At 71.1% G+C, this 20,179-nt stretch carries 17 protein-coding genes; 15 read left to right on the forward strand and 2 right to left on the reverse strand.

What is annotated here, in order from left to right:
- The first annotated feature begins 68 nt into the window (after nucleotides 1-68).
- Nucleotides 69-845: an SDR family NAD(P)-dependent oxidoreductase gene (locus tag OG943_RS04980; RefSeq protein ID WP_328608480.1), complete on the forward strand. Its 777-nt coding sequence runs from the start codon at nucleotides 69-71 to the stop codon at nucleotides 843-845.
- A gap of 80 nt (nucleotides 846-925) precedes the next feature.
- Here the strand turns inward: OG943_RS04980 and OG943_RS04985 are convergent, their stop codons facing one another.
- Nucleotides 926-1,234, reverse strand: a complete 309-nt coding sequence (locus tag OG943_RS04985; RefSeq protein ID WP_328608481.1) for a hypothetical protein — start codon at nucleotides 1,232-1,234, stop codon at nucleotides 926-928.
- Between the two features lie 295 nt (nucleotides 1,235-1,529).
- On the opposite strand from OG943_RS04985, the gene car reads away from it, so the two are divergent.
- From car to OG943_RS05015, 6 genes are all read left to right on the forward strand, one after another.
- Entirely contained in the window at nucleotides 1,530-5,015 is a 3,486-nt protein-coding gene (gene car / locus OG943_RS04990; protein WP_328608482.1) for a carboxylic acid reductase, read from the forward strand.
- A gap of 231 nt (nucleotides 5,016-5,246) precedes the next feature.
- Nucleotides 5,247-6,203 (forward strand): chitinase, encoded by a 957-nt coding sequence (locus OG943_RS04995; protein ID WP_328608483.1) that lies wholly within the window; start codon nucleotides 5,247-5,249, stop codon nucleotides 6,201-6,203.
- 160 nt (nucleotides 6,204-6,363) lie between these two features.
- A complete protein-coding gene (locus OG943_RS05000; RefSeq protein ID WP_328608484.1) occupies nucleotides 6,364-6,909 on the forward strand; it encodes a methylated-DNA--[protein]-cysteine S-methyltransferase in 546 nt (181 codons plus the stop codon).
- A 37-nt stretch (nucleotides 6,910-6,946) separates the two neighbouring features.
- Nucleotides 6,947-7,561 (forward strand): hypothetical protein, encoded by a 615-nt coding sequence (locus OG943_RS05005; RefSeq protein ID WP_328608485.1) that lies wholly within the window; start codon nucleotides 6,947-6,949, stop codon nucleotides 7,559-7,561.
- Entirely contained in the window at nucleotides 7,558-8,124 is a 567-nt protein-coding gene (locus OG943_RS05010) for an RNA polymerase sigma factor (protein WP_328608486.1), read from the forward strand. The genes OG943_RS05005 and OG943_RS05010 overlap by 4 nt, the downstream gene beginning before the upstream one ends.
- Nucleotides 8,121-8,789, forward strand: a complete 669-nt coding sequence (locus OG943_RS05015; protein ID WP_328608487.1) for a methylated-DNA--[protein]-cysteine S-methyltransferase — start codon at nucleotides 8,121-8,123, stop codon at nucleotides 8,787-8,789. The genes OG943_RS05010 and OG943_RS05015 overlap by 4 nt, the downstream gene beginning before the upstream one ends.
- 49 nt (nucleotides 8,790-8,838) lie before the next feature.
- Here the strand turns inward: OG943_RS05015 and OG943_RS05020 are convergent, their stop codons facing one another.
- Nucleotides 8,839-9,894 carry a LacI family DNA-binding transcriptional regulator gene (locus OG943_RS05020; protein ID WP_328608488.1) on the reverse strand — a complete coding sequence of 352 codons (1,056 nt, stop codon included), beginning with the start codon at nucleotides 9,892-9,894 and terminating at the stop codon, nucleotides 8,839-8,841.
- A gap of 225 nt (nucleotides 9,895-10,119) precedes the next feature.
- Between OG943_RS05020 and OG943_RS05025 the strand changes: the two genes are divergently transcribed.
- The 8 genes from OG943_RS05025 (at nucleotide 10,120) to OG943_RS05060 (ending at nucleotide 20,176) form a co-directional block, all read left to right on the forward strand.
- On the forward strand, nucleotides 10,120-11,637 hold the full coding sequence (locus OG943_RS05025) for a sugar ABC transporter ATP-binding protein (protein WP_328608489.1): 1,518 nt from the start codon (nucleotides 10,120-10,122) through the stop codon (nucleotides 11,635-11,637).
- Between the two features lie 334 nt (nucleotides 11,638-11,971).
- On the forward strand, nucleotides 11,972-12,952 hold the full coding sequence (locus tag OG943_RS05030) for an ABC transporter permease (protein ID WP_328612006.1): 981 nt from the start codon (nucleotides 11,972-11,974) through the stop codon (nucleotides 12,950-12,952).
- The gene (locus OG943_RS05035; RefSeq protein ID WP_328608490.1) at nucleotides 12,945-14,006 is read left to right on the forward strand and encodes an ABC transporter permease; all 1,062 of its coding nucleotides are present in this window, start codon (nucleotides 12,945-12,947) and stop codon (nucleotides 14,004-14,006) included. Before OG943_RS05030 ends, OG943_RS05035 begins: the two co-directional genes overlap by 8 nt.
- A 17-nt stretch (nucleotides 14,007-14,023) precedes the next feature.
- Nucleotides 14,024-15,097, forward strand: coding sequence for a rhamnose ABC transporter substrate-binding protein (gene rhaS, locus OG943_RS05040; protein ID WP_328608491.1), 1,074 nt, complete (start codon nucleotides 14,024-14,026; stop codon nucleotides 15,095-15,097).
- 21 nt (nucleotides 15,098-15,118) lie between these two features.
- A complete protein-coding gene (locus OG943_RS05045) occupies nucleotides 15,119-15,439 on the forward strand; it encodes an L-rhamnose mutarotase (RefSeq protein WP_328608492.1) in 321 nt (106 codons plus the stop codon).
- Nucleotides 15,440-15,473: 34 nt separating this feature from the next.
- Nucleotides 15,474-16,649 (forward strand): L-rhamnose isomerase, encoded by a 1,176-nt coding sequence (gene rhaI / locus OG943_RS05050; protein WP_328612007.1) that lies wholly within the window; start codon nucleotides 15,474-15,476, stop codon nucleotides 16,647-16,649.
- A gap of 3 nt (nucleotides 16,650-16,652) precedes the next feature.
- Nucleotides 16,653-18,695 carry a bifunctional aldolase/short-chain dehydrogenase gene (locus OG943_RS05055; RefSeq protein WP_328608493.1) on the forward strand — a complete coding sequence of 681 codons (2,043 nt, stop codon included), beginning with the start codon at nucleotides 16,653-16,655 and terminating at the stop codon, nucleotides 18,693-18,695.
- Nucleotides 18,696-18,748: 53 nt separating this feature from the next.
- Nucleotides 18,749-20,176: an L-fucose/L-arabinose isomerase family protein gene (locus OG943_RS05060; RefSeq protein WP_328608494.1), complete on the forward strand. Its 1,428-nt coding sequence runs from the start codon at nucleotides 18,749-18,751 to the stop codon at nucleotides 20,174-20,176.
- Nucleotides 20,177-20,179: the final 3 nt, after the last annotated feature.

Genomic DNA, 20,179 nt, shown 5'->3' on the forward strand with positions numbered 1-20,179 from the left:
GCGCTTCGCCGCCGTCCCTGGCATGGGGTCACGGAGCATGGGGTCACGGCCGGACGAAGGAGGAGCTTGTGACAACAGGGCGTTTCACGGACAAGGTGGCGTTGGTGACGGGTGGCAGCCGCGGTATCGGGGCCGCCGTGGCGGCGCGGCTGGCGGCCGAGGGCGCGGCGGTGGCGATCGGCTACCGCGGCAACCAGGCGGCGGCCGACGACCTGGTCGCGCGGCTGCGCGCCGACGGCGCACGGGCGTTCGCCGCACAGGCCGACGTCGCCGACCCCGAGCAGACGAAGGCGCTGGTCGAGGCGGCCGTCGCCGAGTTCGGCCGGCTCGACGTGCTCGCCTCGTGCGCGGGCATCGAGCACTTCGGCGCGCTGGAGAACCTGACCCCGGCGGACTTCGACCGGGTCTTCGCGGTCAACACGCGCGGCCAGCTGTTCGCGGTCCAGCACGCCGCGGCGCACCTGCCCGACGGCGGGCGGATCGTGCTCACGTCTTCGGTCAGCGCCTCGCGCGCGGTGTTCGGCCACACGCTGTACGCCTCGTCGAAGGCCGCGGTGGAGTCGATGGTGCTGAACCTGTCGGCGGAGCTGGGGAAGCGCGGCATCACCGTCAACGCCATCGCGCCGGGCGGCACGGCCACCGACATGGCGGCGGAGAACGCGGCCCACTACCAGCACCCGGACCTGGCCGGCCGGCTGTCGATGGACGAGTGGCTCACCTCCCACGGCGCGCTCGGCCGCCTGGCCACCCCGGCGGAGGTCGCGGCCGGGTACGCCTTCCTCGCCTCCGGCGACGCCGCCTACATGACCGGGCGCACCCTTCAACTGGACGGCGGTTTCTTCTGAGCCATCAGGGGTTCCGCGCAAATGGTGCGGAGCATCAGTCCACTCAGGACACTCGGCGATCCCGGGCGGATCAGGGCAGATCAGGGCAGGGGGAACAGCGTGATCTGCGCGGGATCGTCCGGGATCCCGATGAACCGGGCGCACTTGCGGCAGGTGACCGGCCGCCGGGACGGGGTGATCTCGCCGCCGGAGCCGAGGCCCGACCAGCCCTGATGGCAGGCGGGGGCGGGCAGTGTCAGCGAGTTGAGCCACTCGACCCAGACGACGGCGTGGACGACGTCGGAGCGGCCGATGTGCAGCCGCCGGCCTTCGAAGAGCCGGTGTTGCGCCTCGGCGAAGGCCTCCGGGTCGATCCGGTTGACCGGGAACAGGGGAATCGGCTCGCTCACCGCGTCATTATCGCCGCGCCGGGCGCCGGGGCCGGGCTCCGCGCGGTACCCGGCGTGGCGGGCGGGCCTGCGACCGTCCACAAAGGCCTATTCAGGGCCGGGTAAAGACTGAGCCGTTCGGCCTAAGATCGCTACCATTAGTGAGCGTGAAGGCACAAGGAGCCATATCTCACAAGCCGCAGCCCTGTAGGCAGTGAATCACCGACTGTAAATTTAGTTGTCGTACTACATCTAAGCGCAGGGGATCAGTGTCGCTCCCGAACGTGCGTAGCCGAAGTTCACGGGAGGGCTGACCATGACGACCGCAAGCACGGGCACCGACGAGCGGCTGGAACACCGAGCCGCCGCGCTGTACGCCGGTGACCAGCAGGTTCGCGCAGCCGATCCGCTTGACTCCGTGAGTGCGGCGATCCGGCGGCCGGGGCTGTCGCTCCAGCGGGTCGTCGCCACGATCATGGAGGAATACGCGGACCGGCCGGTGCTGGGGGAGCGGGCGAAGGAGCTCGTCACCGATCCGGCGACCGGCCGCGTCACGCTGGAGCTGGTGCCGCGGTTCGAGACGATCACCTACGGCGAGCTGTGGGACCGCGTCGGCGCCGTCGTCGCCGAGTGGCACCACGACGCGCGAAACCCGTTGGCGCCCGACGAGTTCGTCGCCATCCTCGGGTTCACCAGCACCGACTACACGACCCTCGACCTGGCGTGCACGCGGATCGGCGCGGTCTGCGTGCCGCTGCAGGCCGGCGCGACCGCGGGGCACCTGAAGCCGATCATCGCCGAGACCGAGCCGCGCATCCTCGCCGCGAGCGTGGAGAACCTGGACACCGCCGTCGAAGCGATCGCGGAGAGCGCGTCGGTGCGACGGCTGCTGGTGTTCGACTACCACGCCGAGGTCGACGAGGAGCGCGAGCAGTTCGAGGCCGCGCGGCAGCGGCTCGCGGAGTCCGGCAGCACGGTGGTCCTCGACACGCTGGCCGACGTGATCGCGCGCGGGCAGGCGCTGCCGCCGGCGCCGGAGTTCGACCCGGGCCCGGCCGGCGACCGGCTGGCCCTGCTCATCTACACCTCCGGCAGCACCGGCACGCCCAAGGGCGCCATGTACACCGACCGGCTGGTGCGCGAGCTGTGGTTCGGGTTCTGGCCGGAGAAGACCGGTTACGCGGTGCTGGGCATCAACTACATGCCGATGAGCCACGTCGCGGGCCGCGCGCTGCTGCTCGGCACGCTGGCCGACGGCGGCACCTCGTACTTCGTCGCGAAGAGCGACGTGTCGACGTTGTTCGAGGACATCGCGCTGGCGCGCCCCACCGAGATGATGATGGTGCCGCGGATCTGCGACATGCTGTTCCAGCGCTACCAGAGCATGCTGGACACCGGCTCCGGGACCGAGGAAGAGGTGAAGGCGCAGCTGCGCGAGAAGGTCCTCGGCGGCCGGCTGCTGTGGGCGGGCTTCGGGTCCGCGCCGCTTTCGGCCGAGATGGCGGCGTTCATCGAGTCCTGCATCGAGATCCCGCTGCACGACGGCTACGGCTCGACGGAGGCGGGCGCCGTCCTGCTGGACCACTTCATCTCACGGACGCGGGTCACCGGCTACAAGCTGGTCGACGTCCCCGAGCTGGGGTACTTCACCACGGACCTGCCGCACCCCCGGGGCGAGCTGCTGATCAAGTCGTCGGCACTGGTGCCGGGTTACTTCAAGCGGCCGGACGCCACGGCCGAGGTGTTCGACGGCGACGGCTACTACCGCACCGGCGACATCATGGCCGAGCTCGGGCCCGACGAGCTGGTCTACCTCGACCGCAGCAAGAACGTGCTCAAGCTGTCGCAGGGCGAGTTCGTCGCCGTCTCCCGGCTGGAGGCGGTGTTCGCGACCAGCCCGCTGGTCCGGCAGATCTACGTCTACGGCAGCAGCGAGCGCTCGTACCTGCTCGCGGTGGTCGTGCCGACGCCGGAGGCACTGGAGCGCGGCGGCGATCTGAAGGCGGCGGTGAGCGAGTCGCTGCAGCAGATCGCGAAGGAGGCGGACCTCAACTCCTACGAGATCCCGCGTGACTTCCTGCTGGAGACCGAGCCGTTCACGCCGGAGAACGGCCTGCTGTCGGGGATCCGGAAGCTGTTGCGCCCCAAGCTGAAGGAGTTCTACGGCGAGCGGCTGGAGCAGTTCTACCAGGAGCTGGCCGACCGCGAGGCGAACGAGCTGCGCGCGCTGCGCCGCACCGGCGGCGACGAGCCGGTGTTCGACACGGTGGTCCGCGCCGCGCGGGCCGTGCTCAGCTCCTCGGCCGGTGACCTGGCGCCGGACGTGCACTTCATGGACCTGGGCGGCGATTCGCTGTCCGCGCTGTCGTTCTCCACGCTGCTCAAGGAGATCTTCGACGTCGAGGTCCCGGTGGGCGTGGTCATCAGCCCCGCCAACGACCTGCGGCACCTGGCCGCGTACATCGAGGCCGCGCGTGAGTCCGGCGTGCGGCGGTCGACCTTCGCCAGTGTGCACGGCGAAGGCGCCACCGTGGCCCGGGCCGCGGACCTCACGCTCGACAAGTTCATCGACGCGGAAACCCTGGCCGCGGCGAAGGATCTGCCGCGTCCGAGCGGTCAGGCGCGCACCGTGCTGCTGACCGGCTCGAACGGCTACCTCGGCCGGTTCCTGTGCCTGGAGTGGCTGGAGCGGCTCGACGAAACCGGCGGCAAGCTGATCTGCATCGTCCGCGGCAGCACGGCCGAGGCGGCGCGCAAGCGGCTCGAAGACGCGTTCGACAGCGGTGATGCGGGCCTGCTGCGGCACTTCCGGGAGCTGGCCGCGGAGCACCTGGAGGTCCTCGCGGGCGACATCGGGGACGCGGACCTCGGGCTCGACGAGCCGACCTGGCGCCGGCTGGCCGACACCGTCGACCTGATCGTGCACCCGGCCGCGCTGGTCAACCACGTGCTGCCCTACGACCAGCTGTTCGGGCCGAACGTCGTCGGCACCGCGGAGCTGATCCGGCTGGCGCTGACCACGCGGGTCAAGCCGGTCACCTACCTGTCGACGGTGGGCGTGTTCACCGAGGAGGCCGCGGGCACCGACGAGTACTCCGACATCCGCGTCACCTGCCCGGTGCGCGCGATCAACGAGGAGTACGCCAGCGGTTACGGGACGAGCAAGTGGGCCGGCGAGGTCCTGCTGCGCGAGGCGCACGACCTGGCGCGGCTGCCGGTCGCGACGTTCCGCTCCGACATGATCCTGGCGCACAGCCGGTACGCGGGGCAGCTCAACGTGCCCGACATGTTCACCCGGCTGCTGCTCAGCCTCATCGTCACCGGCATCGCGCCGCGGTCCTTCTACAACAGCGACCGGCCCGCGCACTACGACGGGCTCCCGGCCGACTTCACCGCCGAGGCCATCACGACCGTCGGGCTGGCCGACGCCGAGGGGTACCGGACCTACAACGTGATGAACCCGCACGAGGACGGCATCTCGCTCGACGTCTACGTGGACTGGCTGAACGAGGCCGGCTACCGGATCCAGCGGATCGACGACTACGCCGAGTGGTTCACCCGGTTCGACAGCGCCATCCGCAGCCTGCCGGAGCTGCAGAGGCAGCACTCGCTGCTGCCGCTGCTGCACGCGTTCGCCCGGCCGGCCGAGGCCGTCGACGGGGCGGGCGACATCCCGACCGAGCGCTTCCGCACGGCCGTCCAGGTGGCGAAAGTGGGCGCGGACAAGGACATCCCGCACGTGTCCGCGGCGCTCATCCGGAAGTACGCGACGGACCTCGAGAGTCTGAACCTCCTCCTCTGACCCGCTGAACTGCCGTCAAGGCCTCCTTACCCGCGTGGCACGCGGGTAAGGAGGCCTTGACGGACAAAAGGGTCTTATGGGGACGGCGCGAGCGGGGCGGGGCCGCGGGCTCTTGACTTCGCTGCGTGCGGAGTCCTACCGTCTGAGTCACTTCGGTAGGAATCTTTCCTAACACCGGGCTCCTGCCGGGCACCGCCGCCTTGGTCCCCGTTGTCCCCGGAAGGATTTCCCATGGCCAGCTCTCTTTGCCGAGCCCTGACGATCGCCGCGGCGGCGCTGCTGCCCGCGGCCGCGCTGGCGGCCGGTGGTGTCGCCCAGGCCTCGCCCCAGTCACCGCTCCAGTCGTCGCCCCGGTCGTTCCCGGCGAAGTTCGCCGCGCCCTACCTCGAACTCAGCGGCGACACCGTCGGCGACATGGCCGCCGACAAGAGCGCGTCCGGCGTCGACCACTACACGCTGGCGTTCCTGATCCCGAAGAGCGGCTGCACCGCGAAGTGGGAGAACGGCGATTCCGCGGTCGGCGCGTTCAAGTCCCAGATCAGTTCGCTGCAGTCGGCGGGCGGCGACGTGATCATCTCGTTCGGTGGTGCCGAAGGCGGTGAGCTGGCTCAGACCTGCACGTCCGCGAGCAGCCTGCAGGCCGCGTACGCGAACATCGTGAAGACCTACAACGTGCACCGGCTGGACTTCGACATCGAGGGCGGCCCGCTGGACGACACCGCGTCCGTCCAGCGCCGGGACACCGCGCTGGCGGCGCTGCAGAAGGCCGACCCGTCGGTGCAGGTCGACTACACGCTGCCGGTCGCCCCGGACGGGCTGGAGGGCAACGCGCTCTCCCTGCTCAAGGACGCCAAGAGCAAGGGCGTGAAGGTCAGCACGGTCAACATCATGACCATGGACTTCGGCGACGGCGAGAACGCGCTCAACGACGCGGAGTCCGGGGCGAACGCCACTGAGAAGCAGCTCGCGAGCCTGTACGGCGAGTCCGCTTCGGCGGCGTGGGCACAGCTCGGGCTGACGCCGATCGCGGGCCGGAACGACGACAACGAGAACTTCACCCAGGACAACGCCAAGACGCTGGAGGCGTTCGCGGCGTCCAAGGGTGTTTCGCTGCTGGCGTTCTGGGAGGTCGACTCTTACGACAAGAAGGTCGGTTACGCGTACTCGAAGATCTTCGGCAAGATCTGAGCGACGCGGGACGGCCCGGCCGGGGACAGGTGCCCCCGACCGGGCCGTTTCGCGTTTCCCGCCGGGCCGCCGAAGTCCGGACCTCACGTTTCCGGCAGTCTGGACGTCTTCACGGTGGAGGGAGCACGAGGCAACCACCGGGAGCGAAGGGACGAGGGGCATGGGTGTCCGGCACACGGTCATGGACTCGCCGGTGGGGGAGCTGACGCTGGTCGCGGACGGGGACGCGCTGATCGGCGTCTACTTCGACGGGCACAAGCGCGCGCCGCGGCTGGACGGCCTCGGGCCGCGCGAGGACTCGGTGTTCGAGGACTCGGTGGTCGGCGAGGCGGCGTTCGGCGGGGGAGTGTTCGGCGAGGCGGTCCGGCAGCTGCGTGAGTACTTCGCGGGCGAGCGGACCGAGTTCGACCTTCCGCTCGCGCCCCGTGGGTCGGAGTTCGAGCGGAAGGTCTGGGCGCTGCTGACGAAGATCCCGCATGGCGAGACGCGCACGTACGGCCAGCTCGCGGCCGAGCTGGGCGACCCCGGTGCCGCGCAAGCCGTCGGGAACGCCAACGGCTGGAACCCGATCAGCATCGTCGTGCCGTGCCACCGGGTGGTCGGCGCGAGCGGCGGGCTCACCGGCTACGCGGGCGGCGTCGAGCGCAAACGCTTTCTCCTGAGCCTGGAGGAGCCGCCGGCGGCCGAGGACGGCAGGCTGTTCTGAGAATTCTGATGCGCGTGAAGGCAGGGGAGGGGGAGTCGTGACGGGCCGGAACCGGGTCACGCCCACGGGGGAGATCGAGGCGTTCGCGCTGCGCGGCGCGTGGACGGGCAACCGCGGCATCCTCCACTCGGGCCGGGAGATCGTCCGGTTCCACGCGAGCGACCTCTGGATCACCTGCGCGCTGGAGTTCCGCGGGCGGTGGCGTGCGCAGTGGCTGCCGAACCGCTGGACGCCGCTGTACTTCCACGACGAGGCGGTGGCGTTCGCTGCCGGGCACCGGCCGTGCGGCGAGTGCCGGCACCAGGACTACCGGGCCTACCGCGACGCCTGGGCCGAGGAGTCGCGGGTGCCGCAGCCGTCGGCGAAGGAGATGAACCGGCAGTTGCACAGCGAGCGCCTCTTCCGCGGCACGCACCGGCGGCGGTTCCACGAGCTGCCGTGGGCCGGGCTGCCCGACGGTGTCTTCGTGCTCCGTGACGGAGTCCCCGCGCTGGTGATCGACGGGCACCTGACCGAGTGGACCCGCGAGGGCTACGGCGCTCGCCGGCCGCGGCCGAAGGCGGGCACGGCGATGGTCGTCACGCCACCGTCCACAGTGGCCGTTCTCCGCGCCGGCTACCCGGTGCAGGTCGACGACGGGGCCCGCCGGTGAGCGCGCGGCCGTTCGAGCGGGTGGTGGACGAGCACGGGCCGATGGTGCTGCGCGTCTGCCGCGCCGTGGTGGGCCCGACCGACGCCGAGGACGCGTGGTCCGAGACGTTCCTGTCCGCGCTGAAGGCGTACCCGGAGCTGCCCGCGGACGCGAACGTCGAGGCGTGGCTGGTCACGATCGCGCACCGCAAGGCGATCGACCTGCTGCGCGCGCGGGCGCGGCGGCCCGTCCCGGTGGACGCGCTGCCGGAGGAGCCGAGCCGCACCGGCCGCCCCGAGGACTGGGACGGCGACGTGTGGCACGCGCTCGCGGAGCTGCCGGACAAGCAGCGCGCGGCGGTCGCCTACCACTACCTGGCCGGCTTCCCCTACCGCGAGGTCGCCGCGATCACCGGCGGCACCGCCGACGCGGCCCGGCGCGCGGCCGCGGACGGCATCAAAGCGTTGCGGCTGAAGGACTTGCGCGCTACGGAGCCGGGCGGCGCAGAATCGGGCGGCGCAGGGTCGGGCACGCGGGCGCCGGGCGCAGGCCGCCGGGCCGAGACCGAAGGAGCACCCGCATGACCGAGCTGTCCAGGCCCGAGCTGTCCAAGACCGAGCCATCCAACACCGAGCCATCCGGCACCGAGCTGTCCAAGACCGAGCTGCTGACAACACTGCCGGGCCCGGACGAGGCCACCGAAGCCAGGCTGCGCGCGCGACTCGCCGAGCTGGCCCAGCGCGACGGCCTGCTCGACGTCGCCTACCGGACCGTCGACTCGCCGGTCGGGCCGCTGCTGCTCGCCGCGACCGAGCAGGGCCTGGTGCGCGTCGCGTTCGGGATCGAAGGGCACGAAGACGTGCTGGCGGAGCTGGCCGGGGCGGTCAGCCCGCGGATACTGGCCGCGCCCGCGCGGCTGGACCCGGTCGCCCGGGAGCTGGACGAGTACTTCACCGGGCGACGGCGCGCGTTCGATGTGCCGCTGGACTTCCGGCTGTCCAAGGGTTTCCGCCGCGAGGTGCTCACGCACCTGGCCGAGATCCCTTACGGCCGAACGGAAAGCTACGCCGAGGTCGCCGCCGCGTCGGGCAGTCCGAGGGCGGTGCGCGCGGTCGGCACGGCGTGCGCGACGAACCCGCTGCCGCTGGTCGTCCCGTGCCATCGGGTGGTCCGCTCGAACGGCACGTCCGGGCGCTACCGCGGTGGCGAGGCCGCGAAGCTCACGCTGCTCACCCTGGAAGGCTCGTGAGTGTTTATGACGGTTAGAACCGTCATAAACACTCACGAGCCAGTCCCGGTCAAGCCCGCGGGTAGGTGGACGCGCGCACGACCAGCTCCGGGGTGAACGTCACCTGCTGGTGCTCGTGCGCCGGGTCGGTGGTCTCCTGCATCAGCAGCTCCGCGGCCGTCCGGCCGAGCTGGCGGCGCGGCTGGCGGACCGACGTCAGCGGCACGGTGGCGGCCGCGGCGAACTCGATGTCGTCGTAACCGACGATGGCCAGGTCGTCCGGGACGCGCAGGCGCAGCGCGGCGCACACCTGCAGCAGGCCCAGCGCCAGCAGGTCGTTGGCGCAGAACGCCGCGGTCGGGCGGGACGCGGCGGGCAGGCCGGCCAGGCGCTGGCCCGCGTTGCCGCCGTCGGCGACCCCCATCTGCGACGTCGTCAGGTCGACCAGGTGGTCCGGGCCGAGGCCGGCCGCGCGCAACGCCCGCAGCGCGCCCTCGCGACGGTCCCGCACCTGGCCGATGCCCAGCTGCCCGCCCACGAACCCGATCCGCTCGTGCCCCTGCTCCACCAGGTGCCGCACCGCGATCTCGCCGCCCACCACGTCGTCGACGGCGACCGAGCAGTGGCTGGCCGTGTGCCGGGTGCGGTCGACGATCACCAGCGGCGTGCCGCGCCGCGCGATCTCGTCGAGCTGGGGCGAGCCGGGGTCGACGGGCGTGATCAGGATGCCCTGCACCCGCTGCTGCTCCAGCCGGCCGAGGTAAGCGGCCTCGCGGGTGGCGAGATTGGCGCTGTTGCACAGGAACAGCGACAGGTCCTCTTCGTCGGCGGTGTCCTCCATGCCCGCGGCCACGTCGGTGAAGAACGGGTTGCGGCCGTCGAGCATCACGTACGCCAGCACGCGGCTGTGCCCGGCGCGCAGCTGCCGCGCCGATTCGTTGCGCACGAACCGCAGCTCGGCCATCGCGGCCTCGACCTTCGCCCGGGTGCCGGGGCTGACCCGGTCCGGCCGGTTGAGCACGTTGGAGACCGTGCCGAGGGAGACCCCGGCCGCGGCCGCGACGTCCTTGATGCCGGCGGCGCGGGCCTCGGCGGGCCCGGACCCGGGGGAGTCTTGCACCGTCATCGCGGCCCTTCGTGCGGAACCGGCCGGTCGGAAACCGCTGTCGGACAAGCTGCCGAACCGGTGATCGAACCCGCTGGTGAGCGGGGGTGTTGAAACGTGCCAATTGGCCTGAACCGACTGAAAAATCGTTTCATTCCTGGTTTTCGCTCGTCATTGACTTCACCTTCTGACGCATAGTAGCGTCACCGCGCCAGGTTTGTGAAACCTTTCAATCCGGAGGTCGCGATGAGGCGGCAGGAGCCGGGCCGCGTGCCCCTACTGGAGGTCCGCGGCGTGACCAAGTCGTTCGGCGCGGTCGCGGCGGTCGCCGGGGTGTCGTTCCCGCTGTTCGCCGGCGAGGCCCACGCGCTGGTCGGGGAGAACGGCGCGGGCAAGTCGACCATCGTCAAGATGCTCGCCGGGGTGCACCGGCCAGACGAGGGCGCGCTGCTGCTGGACGGCGAGCCGGTCGCGTTCTCCTCGCCCGCCGGCGCCAAGGCAGCCGGCATCGCGGTCATCTACCAGGAGCCCACGCTGTTCCCCGACCTCTCGGTGGCGGAGAACATCGTGATGGGCCGGCATCCGCGCCGCGGCCTCGGGATGATCGACCGCGCCGCCATCCGCGCCGAGGCCGAGCGGCTGTTCGCGCGGCTGGGCGTGCGGATCGACCCGGGCCGTCCCGCGCGCGGGCTGTCGATCGCCGACCAGCAGATCGTCGAGATCGCCAAGGCGCTCAGCGCGGACGCGCGGGTGCTGGTGATGGACGAGCCCACCGCGGCGCTGAGCCTGGTCGAGGTCGAGCGGCTGTTCTCCGTCGCGCGCGCTTTGCGTGACGAGGGCGCGGCGATCATGTTCATCTCCCACCGGTTCGAGGAGATCACCGAGCTGTGCCAGCGCGTGACGATCATGCGCGACGGCAAGCACGTCTCCACCGACCCGGTCGACGAGGTGACCGTCGAGGAAATGGTGCGCCGCATGGTCGGACGTGACCTGGACGCGTTGTTCCCCAAGCAGGACGTGGAACCCGGCGCGGTCGTACTGGAGGTCGAAGGCCTTGCGCGCGAAGGCGTTTTCCACGACATCTCGTTCTCGGTCAGGGCGGGCGAGATCGTCGCGTTCGCCGGGCTGGTCGGCTCGGGGCGGTCGGAGGTCGTGCAGGCGGTGTTCGGAGTGGACGGACGCGATGCCGGAGTCGTGCGCCTGAACGGAAAGAAGCTGCGCGCCGGCTCGCCGCGCGCCGCGATGTCCGCCGGGATGGCGCTGGTCCCGGAGGACCGGCGGCAGCAGGGCCTGGTGATGGACCTGTCGATCGAGCGGAACGTGACGCTGCCGCGTTCGCGCGCGCTCTCGAAGCTCGGCCTGCTTCTCGGCCCCGGTGAACGCCGCGAAGCGGTGCGCTGGACGGAGCGGCTGCGCACGAAGTACCGGCGCCTCGGCGATCCCGTCGCCACGCTTTCGGGCGGCAACCAGCAGAAGGTGGTGCTGGCCAAGTGGCTCGCGATGGCGCCGAAGGTGCTGATCGTGGACGAGCCGACGCGCGGCATCGACGTCGGCACCAAGGCCGAGGTGCACCGGCTGATGTCCTCGCTCGCGGCCGAGGGCGTCGCCGTGGTGATGGTGTCCTCGGAGCTGCCGGAGGTGCTCGGCATGGCCGACCGGGTGCTGGTCATGCGCGAGGGCCGGATCGTCGCGGAGATCCCGCGGGCCGAGGCCACCGAAAGCTCGGTGATGTTCGCGGCGATGGGACAGGGAGCGGCGGCGTGAACCCGATCAAGGCAGCGCAGGTGGCGGCGAGTGTGAGTGCGGCTAGGGCTGCGCAGGCGGCGGCGTGCGTGGCCGCGATCGAGGCGGCGCAGGTAGTGGCGAGTGTGAGTGCGACCAGGGCTGCGCAGGTGGCGCCGAGTGTGAGTGCGGCTAGGGCGGCGCAGATAGCGGCGAGTGTGCGTGCGGTTAGGGCAGCGCAGATAGTGGCGAGCGTGGCCGCGATCGAGGCGGCACAGGGAGCGGCGGCGTGAACGCGACCAAGACGGGGCCGGAGGCGGCGGGCGAAGTGGCGGCGCCTCCGCCCCACGAACCGACCGCGTCGTCCCGGAAATCGTTGCTGGGCGCGATTTTCCGGGCGCGGGAGTCGGGCATCGTGCTCGCTCTCGTCGTGCTGGTCGTGGTCACCGTGACGCAGAACCCGAGGTTCCTGTCCGGGCAGAGCATCCGCGACATCCTGCTGGGCACGGCGATCCTCGCGGTGCTGGCGGTCGGGCAGTCGGTCGTGATGATCACCCGCAACATCGACCTGTCCGTCGGGTCGGTGCTGGGGCTCTCGGCGTTCGCCGTCGGGTCGCTGCTGCGCGGGAACCCGGGCCTGCCCGTGGTGGTGGCGCTGCTCGCCGGGCTCGCGGTCGGCGCGGTCTGCGGGCTGGTCAACGGCGCGGTGGTCCGGTTCGGGCAGGTGCCCGCACTGGTGGTCACGCTCGGCACGCTGTACGCCTTCCGCGGCGTCAGCTACTTCTGGGCCGGCGGCCAGCAGATCAACGCGGACCAGCTGCCGGGCTCGTTCCTCGGCTTCGGCGACTCGTCCGTGCTCGGCGTGCCGTGGCTGGTGCTGATCGCGGTGGTGGTGATGGTGGTGGCCGGTGTGGTGCTGCGGAACTACCGAGGCGGCCGCGAGCTGTACGCGATGGGCTCGAGCCCGCAGGCCGCCCGGCTGGCCGGCATCAAGGTCGGGCGCAACACCACCGTCGCGTTCCTCGTCAGCGGGGCGCTCGCCGGTCTGGCCGGGGTGCTGTTCGCGGCGCGCTTCGGCACCATCGACGCGGCCGCGGGCACCGGGTACGAGCTGAACGTGGTCGCCGCCGCCGTGGTCGGCGGGGTCGCGGTGTTCGGCGGCAGCGGCTCGGTGTGGGGCGCGAGCCTCGGCGCCCTGCTGCTGACCGTCATCGGCAGCGCGCTGGCCGTGCTCGACATCAACCAGTTCTGGCAGCAGGCGATCGTCGGCGCGCTGATCCTGCTGGCCATCGGGGCGGACCGGCTGGTCGCCGTGCGCGTCACGCGGTCACTCAAGAAGAGGAACTCCCATGTCTGACACCGCAGCGCCGTCCGGCGGCCGGCCCGCCTGGCTCTCGCGCCTGGCGAGCTGGGACGCCGCCGTCATCCTGGTCACGGTGGTGGTGCTGCTGGTCGCCTCCGGCGCGGTCGACAACTTCGGCACCAGCCGCAACTACACCTTCCTGCTGCTCGACCTGCTGCCGATCGCGCTGATCGCGCTGCCGATGACGTTCATCATCGTCACCGGCGAGATCGACCTCTCGGTGGCGAGCACGCTCGGGCTCACCTCCGCGGTGATGGGCTCCCTGTGGAACACGGGGATGACGATCGAGTCGATCATCCCGATCAGCATCGTGCTCGGCGCGGTGCTGGGCGCGGTGAACGGCTTCTTCGTCACGGTGCTGAAGCTGCCTTCGCTGGCCGTCACCATCGGCACCATGGCGCTGTACCGGGGCCTGGCGTTCGTGGTGCTCGGCGACGGTGCGGTGGCGGACTTCCCGCGGGCCTACACCTCGTGGGTCACCGGGACCCTCGGCGGCGGCCCGATCCCGAACGTGCTGGTGCCGCTGGTGGTACTGGCCCTGGTCTTCGGCGTGGTCCTGCACGCCACGCCGATCGGGCGCGCGGTGTTCGCGGCCGGAGCGAGCGAGCAGGCCGCGCGGTTCGCCGGCGTCCGCACCGGGCGGCTGAAGTTCTGGCTGTACGTGGTGTGCGGCGCGATGTCCGGGCTCGCCGGGGTGCTGTGGACGCTGCGCTACTCCAGTGCCCGCGCCGACAACGGCTTCGGCATGGAGCTGGCCGTGGTCGCCGCCGTGCTGCTCGGCGGCGTGTCGATCTTCGGCGGCAAGGGCACACTGCCGGGTGTGCTCGCCGGGGTGGTGCTGCTGGCCGGGCTGCAGAACGCGCTGCGGCTGCAGGACGTCTCGAACGAGGCGCTCAACATCGTCACCGGGGTGCTGCTGATCGTCTCGGTGCTGCTGCCCAACATCCTCTCCTCCGCCCGCGCGGCCCTGCGGCGCCGGCGAAGGCGCTCCCCGTCCCCTGACCCCCCATCCTCTGACCCCGGAGTGCTCGCCGGTATCGAGCAGTGATCAGAAAGGTGACGAAGATGTCCCGTCGATTTCTCACCGGCGCGCTCTCGGCGGCCACCGCGGCCGGGCTGGTGCTCAGCCTGGCCGCCTGCGGTGGCACGACCAAGAACGACAGCTCCGGCTCCGGGCCCGCGCAGTCGACCGCGACCGCCGATCCCGGCGCCGCGAGCAAGCAGGGCGTCAAGATGGCGTTCCTGCCCAAGCAGCTGAACAACCCGTACTCCGACATCGAGGTGGGCGGCGGCAAGACCGCGCTCGACGAGCTCAAGGGCGTCTACAAGCTGGTCGGGCCCAACGACGCCAGCGCGTCGTCCCAGGTCAGCTACATCAACACGCTGATCCAGCAGCAGCAGGACGTGATCGGCATCGCGGCGAACGACCCGAACGCGGTCTGCCCGTCGCTGAACCAGGCCCGCAGCGCCGGCATCAAGGTCGTCGCGTTCGACTCCGACGCGGCGAAGGACTGCCGCGACGTGTTCATCAACCAGGCCTCCACGCAGGGCATCGGCGAGCAGCTGGCGAAGATGGCCAGTGAGCTGGCCGGCGGCGAGGGCGAGATCGCCATCCTGTCGGCGACCCCCAACGCCACCAACCAGAACGCCTGGATCGAGGTGCTCAAGCAGCAGCTGGCCAAGCCGGAGTACGCGAAGCTGAAGCTGGACAAGATCGCCTACGGCAACGACGACGACCAGAAGTCGTTCCAGGAGGCCCAGGGCCTGCTGCAGTCGTTCCCGAACCTCAAGGTGATCGTCTCGCCGACCACGGTCGGCATCGCGGCCGCCGCGCGTTACGTCAGCACGTCGAGCTACAAGGGCAAGGTCCAGGTCACCGGGCTCGGCACGCCGAACCAGATGCGCGCGTTCGTCAAGGACGGCACCGTGAAGAAGTTCGCGCTGTGGAACCCGGCCGACATCGGCTACCTCGCCGCGTACGCCGGCGTCGCGCTCAGCTCCGGCCAGATCACCGGCGCGCCGGGGCAGAAGTTCAAGGCGGGCAAGCTCGGCGACTACACCGTCGGGGCGAACGGCGAGATCGTCCTCGGCCCGCCGACCGTGTTCGACTCGGCCAACATCGACAAGTTCAACTTCTGATCTGTCCACAAAGGATTGACCATGGCGCGGTACTGCTTCTGCCTCCAGGTGAAGCCCGAGCGGATGGCCGAGTATGCCGAGCGGCACCGCTCGGTCTGGCCGGAGATGCGGGCCGCGCTGGCGGACAGCGGGTGGCGCAACTATTCGCTGTTCCTGCGCGAAGACGGCCTGCTGATCGGCTACGTCGAGGCCGAAGACCTAGCCGACGCCCAAGCCGCGATGGCCCGCACCGAAGTGAACGCCCGTTGGCAGGCGGAGATGGCCGGGTTCTTCACCGGGCTCGGCGGGCGGGCCGCGGACGAGGATCCGTGGCTGCTCACCGAGGTCTTCCATGCTGCTTGACAACACCGCGCGCAAGCGCCTGATGAGGAAAGACGTGATCGACTTGTCCGACCTGACGGCCGTGAAATCCGCGCTGCGGGCGCAGCGGATCGAGACGCCCTCCTGGGCGTTCGCCAACTCCGGCACCCGGTTCAAGGTGTTCCCGCAGGCCGGGGTGCCGCGCACGCCCGAGGAGAAGATCGCGGACGCGGCGACGGTGCACCGCTTCACCGGCGCGGCCCCGAGCGTCGCGCTGCACATCCCATGGGACCGCGTGGACGACTTCGGCGCGCTGACCCGGTACGCCGAAGACCTCGGTGTCGAGGTCGGCGCCATCAACACCAACGTCTTCCAGGACGAGGACTACAAGCTCGGCTCGGTCACCAACCCGGACCCGGGGGTGCGCCGCAAGGCCACCGACCACCTGCTCGAGGCGATCTCCATCATGGACGCCACCGGCTCGCGGGACCTGAAGCTGTGGTTCTCCGACGGCATCAACTACCCCGGCCAGGACGACCTGCGCGACCGGCAGGACCGGCTGGCCGAGGCGTTGCTGGAGGCCTACAACCGGCTCGGTGACGACCAGCGGCTCCTGCTGGAGTACAAGCTGTTCGAGCCCGCCTTCTACGCCACCGACATCCCGGACTGGGGCACGTCCTACGCGCACTGCCTGGAGCTGGGCGAGCGGGCGACCGTGTGCATCGACACCGGCCACCACGCGCCGGGCACGAACATCGAGTTCATCGTCGCGTTCCTGCTGCGGGCGGGCAAGCTCGGCGCGTTCGACTTCAACTCGCGCTTCTACGCCGACGACGACCTGATGGCCGGCGCGGCCGACCCGTTCCAGCTGTTCCGGATCATGTACGAGATCGTCCGCGGCGGAGCCCTCGACCCGGCGTACGGCATCCGGTTCATGCTCGACCAGTGCCACAACATCGAGGCGAAGATCCCGGCGATCATCCGCTCGGTGATGAACGTGCAGGAGGCCACGGCCAAGGCGCTGCTGGTCGACCGCGACGCCCTGCGCGCGGCCCAGCGCGAGGGCAAGGTGCTGGAGTCCAACGCGATCCTGATGGACGCCTACAACACCGACGTCCGCCCGATCCTGTCCGACCTGCGCACCGAGTCGGGCCTGGACCCGGACCCGATCGCGGCGTATCACCGCAGTGGGTACCAGGAGAAGATCGTCGCTGAACGAGCTGACGGCCAGCAGGCCGGATGGGGAGCCTGAGCTGTGCCTGACCAGAAGAGCGTGGCAGCCGAACTCGTCGCGCGCAGCAACGCGCTCGGCGCCGATCCGCGCAACACCAACTACGCCGGGGGCAACACGTCGGCCAAAGGGTCCACAGTGGACCCGGTCACCGGAGGACCCACGGAACTGTTGTGGGTCAAGGGTTCCGGCGGCGACCTCGGCACGCTGACCGAGGCCGGGCTCGCCGTGCTGCGGCTCGACCGGCTGCGCGCGCTCGTCGACGTGTACTCCGGCGTCGAGCGTGAGGACGAGATGGTCGCCGCGTTCGACTACTGCCTGCACGGCCGGGGTGGCGCGGCGCCGTCCATCGACACCGCGATGCACGGCCTCGTCGACGCGCCGCATGTCGACCACCTGCACCCGGATTCGGGCATCGCGCTGGCGACCGCGGCCGACGGCGCCGCGCTCACCAAGGAGTGTTTCGGCGACCGCGTCGCGTGGGTGGACTGGCGGCGGCCCGGGTTCCAGCTCGGGCTGGACATCGCGGCGGTCAAGGCGGCGAACCCGCAGGCGATCGGCGTGATCCTCGGCGGGCACGGCATCACCGCGTGGGGCGCGACTTCCGAAGAGTGCCAACGGAATTCGCTGGAGATCATCCACACCGCGGAGAAGTTCCTCGACGACCGGGGCCAGGCCGAGCCGTTCGGCGCCGTCGTGCCCGGGTTCGAGGCACTGTCCGAAAAGGACCGCCTGGCCCGGGCGGCCGCGCTCGCGCCGGTGGTGCGCGGGCTGGCGTCGACCGACCAGCGCCAGGTCGGGCACTACACCGGCGCCGACGTGGTGCTGGAGTTCCTGGCGCGGGAGAAGCTCGCGCCGCTGGCCGCGCTCGGCACCTCGTGCCCGGACCACTTCCTGCGCACCAAGGTCCGGCCGCTGGTGGTCGACCTGCCCGCGACGGCGCCGCTGGAGGACGTCGTCGCGCGGCTGAAGGAGCTGCACGCCGGGTACCGCACGGAGTACCGCGCCTACTACGAGCGGCACGCGACGCCGGACAGCCCGGCGATGCGCGGCGCCGACCCGGCGATCGTGCTGGTGCCGGGCGTCGGCATGTTCTCCTTCGGCAAGGACAAGCAGACCGCGCGCGTCGCGGGGGAGTTCTACGTCAACGCCATCAACGTGATGCGCGGCGCCGAGGCGGTGTCGACGTACGCGCCGATCGCGGAGAGCGAGAAGTTCCGGATCGAGTACTGGGCGCTGGAAGAGGCGAAGCTGCGGCGGATGCCGAAGCCGAAGCCGCTGGCCGGGCGGATCGCGCTGGTCACCGGGGCGGGTTCGGGGATCGGCAAGGCGATCGCCGAGCGGCTCGCGGCCGAGGGCGCGTGCGTCGCGATCGCGGACCTGAACGCGGACGCGGCGGCCGAGGCGGCCCAGGGCATCGGCGGGCCGGACAAGGCCGTCGCGGTGACCGCGGACGTCACCGAGGCGAGCGCCGTCCAGGCGGCGGTGGACGCCACCGTGCTCGCGTTCGGCGGGATCGACCTGGTGGTGAACAACGCCGGGCTGTCGATCTCGAAGCCGCTGCTGGAGACCACCGAACGCGACTGGGACCTGCAGCACGACGTGATGGCCAAGGGCTCGTTCCTGGTCTCGCAGGCCGCGGCGAAGGCGATGGTCGCGCAGGGCATCGGCGGCGACATCGTGTACATCTCGTCGAAGAACTCGGTGTTCGCGGGCCCGAACAACGTCGCCTACGGGGCCGCGAAGGCCGATCAGGCGCACCAGGTCCGGCTGCTCGCGGCCGAGCTGGGCGGGCACGGCATCCGGGTCAACGGCGTGAACCCCGACGGCGTGGTCCGCGGCTCCGGCATCTTCGCCGGCGGCTGGGGCGCGCAGCGGGCCGCGGTGTACGGCGTGCCGGAGGAGAAGCTCGGCGAGTTCTACGCCCAGCGCACCATCCTCAAGCGCGAGGTGCTGCCCGAGCACGTGGCCGCGGCGGTTTTCGCGCTCACCGGGGGGGATCTGACCCACACCACCGGGCTGCACGTGCCCGTGGACGCCGGCGTGGCGGCCGCGTTCCTGCGCTGAGACACCGCTGAGGCACCGCTGAGGCACTGACAATCGAGACTGGAGAGGACACCATGGCCGGCACCCTCGACCGGATCACCCCGCGCCGCACCCGCGTCGGCCTGGTGGCCGGCGGCCTCGGCGCGTACTGGCCGCAGTTCCCGGAGCTGCTGCCGCAGCTGCGGGCCTCGGCCCGGCGGGTCGCCGATCGTCTGTCCGATCTGGACTGTGAAGTGGTGGACGTCGGCTTCGTCTCCGACGCCCAGGAAGGCGCGGCCGCCGCGGAGCAGCTGCGGGTGGCCGACTGCGACCTGATCATCGGGTTCCTCACCACGTACCTGACCTCGAGCATGCTGGCGCCGATCGCGCAGCGCAGCGGCTCGCCCGTGCTGCTGCTGAACCTGCAGCCGACCGAGGCGATGGACCACGCGAGCTTCGACACCGGCGCGTGGCTGGCTTACTGCGGCGCCTGCCCGTTGCCGGAGATGGCGAACACCTTCCGCCGCGTCGGCGTGGAATTCCGTTCGGTGTCGGGGTACCTGGAGGACGAGCGGGCCTGGACGCGGATCGGGCGGTGGGTCAAGGCGGCGGGCGTGCGCGCGGCGTTCCGGCACGGGCGTCACGGCCTGCTGGGCCACCTGTACCCGGGCATGATGGACGTCTCGACCGACCCCACGCTCGTCTCGGCGCAGCTCGGCGGGCACGTCGAGATCCTGGAGATCGACGACCTGCGCGTGCGCGTCGAGAAGGTCACCGAGGCCGAGACGAGCGCGCGGATGGCGCTCGCGCGCGAAGTGTTCACTGTGGACGAGTCCGTAGTGGACGAAGATTTCGACTGGGGCGCCAAGGTGTCCGTGGCGCTGGACCGGCTGGTGGCGGACTTCGGACTGGACTCGCTGGCCTACTACCACCGCGGCCTCGACGGTGAGACGCACGAGCGGGTCGGTGCCGGGTTCATCCTCGGCGCGTCGCTGCTCACCGCGCGCGGCATCCCGGCGGTGGGTGAGTACGAGCTGCGCACGTCGCTCGCGATGCTGCTGATGGACCGGCTCGGCGCGGGCGGCTCGTTCACCGAGCTGCAGGCGCTCAACTTCCGCGACAACGTGGTGGAGATGGGCCACGACGGCCCCGCGCACCTGGCGATCAGCGCGAGCCGCCCGTTGCTGCGCGGGCTCGGGGTGTACCACGGCAAACGCGGCTGGGGCGTCTCCGTCGAGTTCGACGTGCGGCACGGGCCGGTGACGTTGTGCGGCCTCGCGCAGGGGCGTGACGGCACGTTCTCGCTTGTCGCGTCGGAGGGCGAGGTCGTGCCCGGCCCGCTGCTGCGGATCGGGAACACCACCTCGCGCGTCGACTTCGGCTGCGACCCGGGGGAGTGGGCCGACGCGTGGTCGGCCAGCGGCATCGCGCACCACTGGGCGCTCGGCACCGGGCACCGCGTCGGCGAGCTGACCGCGGTGGCCGACCTGCTGGGACTGGACCTGACCGTGGTGCGGGTGTGAAAC

The organism is Amycolatopsis sp. NBC_00345, from assembly GCF_036116635.1.
Lineage (GTDB): Bacteria > Actinomycetota > Actinomycetes > Mycobacteriales > Pseudonocardiaceae > Amycolatopsis.

Excerpts from the sequence above, each read along its gene's own strand:
- OG943_RS05025 (WP_328608489.1), top strand. The coding sequence starts at position 10,120 with ATGAGGCGGCAGGAGCCGGGCCGCGTGCCCCTACTGGAGGTCCGCGGC.
- OG943_RS04995 (WP_328608483.1), top strand. The coding sequence starts at position 5,247 with ATGGCCAGCTCTCTTTGCCGAGCCCTGACGATCGCCGCGGCGGCGCTG.
- OG943_RS05000 (WP_328608484.1), top strand. The coding sequence starts at position 6,364 with ATGGGTGTCCGGCACACGGTCATGGACTCGCCGGTGGGGGAGCTGACG.
- OG943_RS05020 (WP_328608488.1), bottom strand. The coding sequence starts at position 9,894 with ATGACGGTGCAAGACTCCCCCGGGTCCGGGCCCGCCGAGGCCCGCGCC.
- rhaS (WP_328608491.1), top strand. The coding sequence starts at position 14,024 with ATGTCCCGTCGATTTCTCACCGGCGCGCTCTCGGCGGCCACCGCGGCC.
- car (WP_328608482.1), top strand. The coding sequence starts at position 1,530 with ATGACGACCGCAAGCACGGGCACCGACGAGCGGCTGGAACACCGAGCC.
- OG943_RS05045 (WP_328608492.1), top strand. The coding sequence starts at position 15,119 with ATGGCGCGGTACTGCTTCTGCCTCCAGGTGAAGCCCGAGCGGATGGCC.
- OG943_RS05015 (WP_328608487.1), top strand. The coding sequence starts at position 8,121 with ATGACCGAGCTGTCCAGGCCCGAGCTGTCCAAGACCGAGCCATCCAAC.
- OG943_RS05060 (WP_328608494.1), top strand. The coding sequence starts at position 18,749 with ATGGCCGGCACCCTCGACCGGATCACCCCGCGCCGCACCCGCGTCGGC.
- OG943_RS05035 (WP_328608490.1), top strand. The coding sequence starts at position 12,945 with ATGTCTGACACCGCAGCGCCGTCCGGCGGCCGGCCCGCCTGGCTCTCG.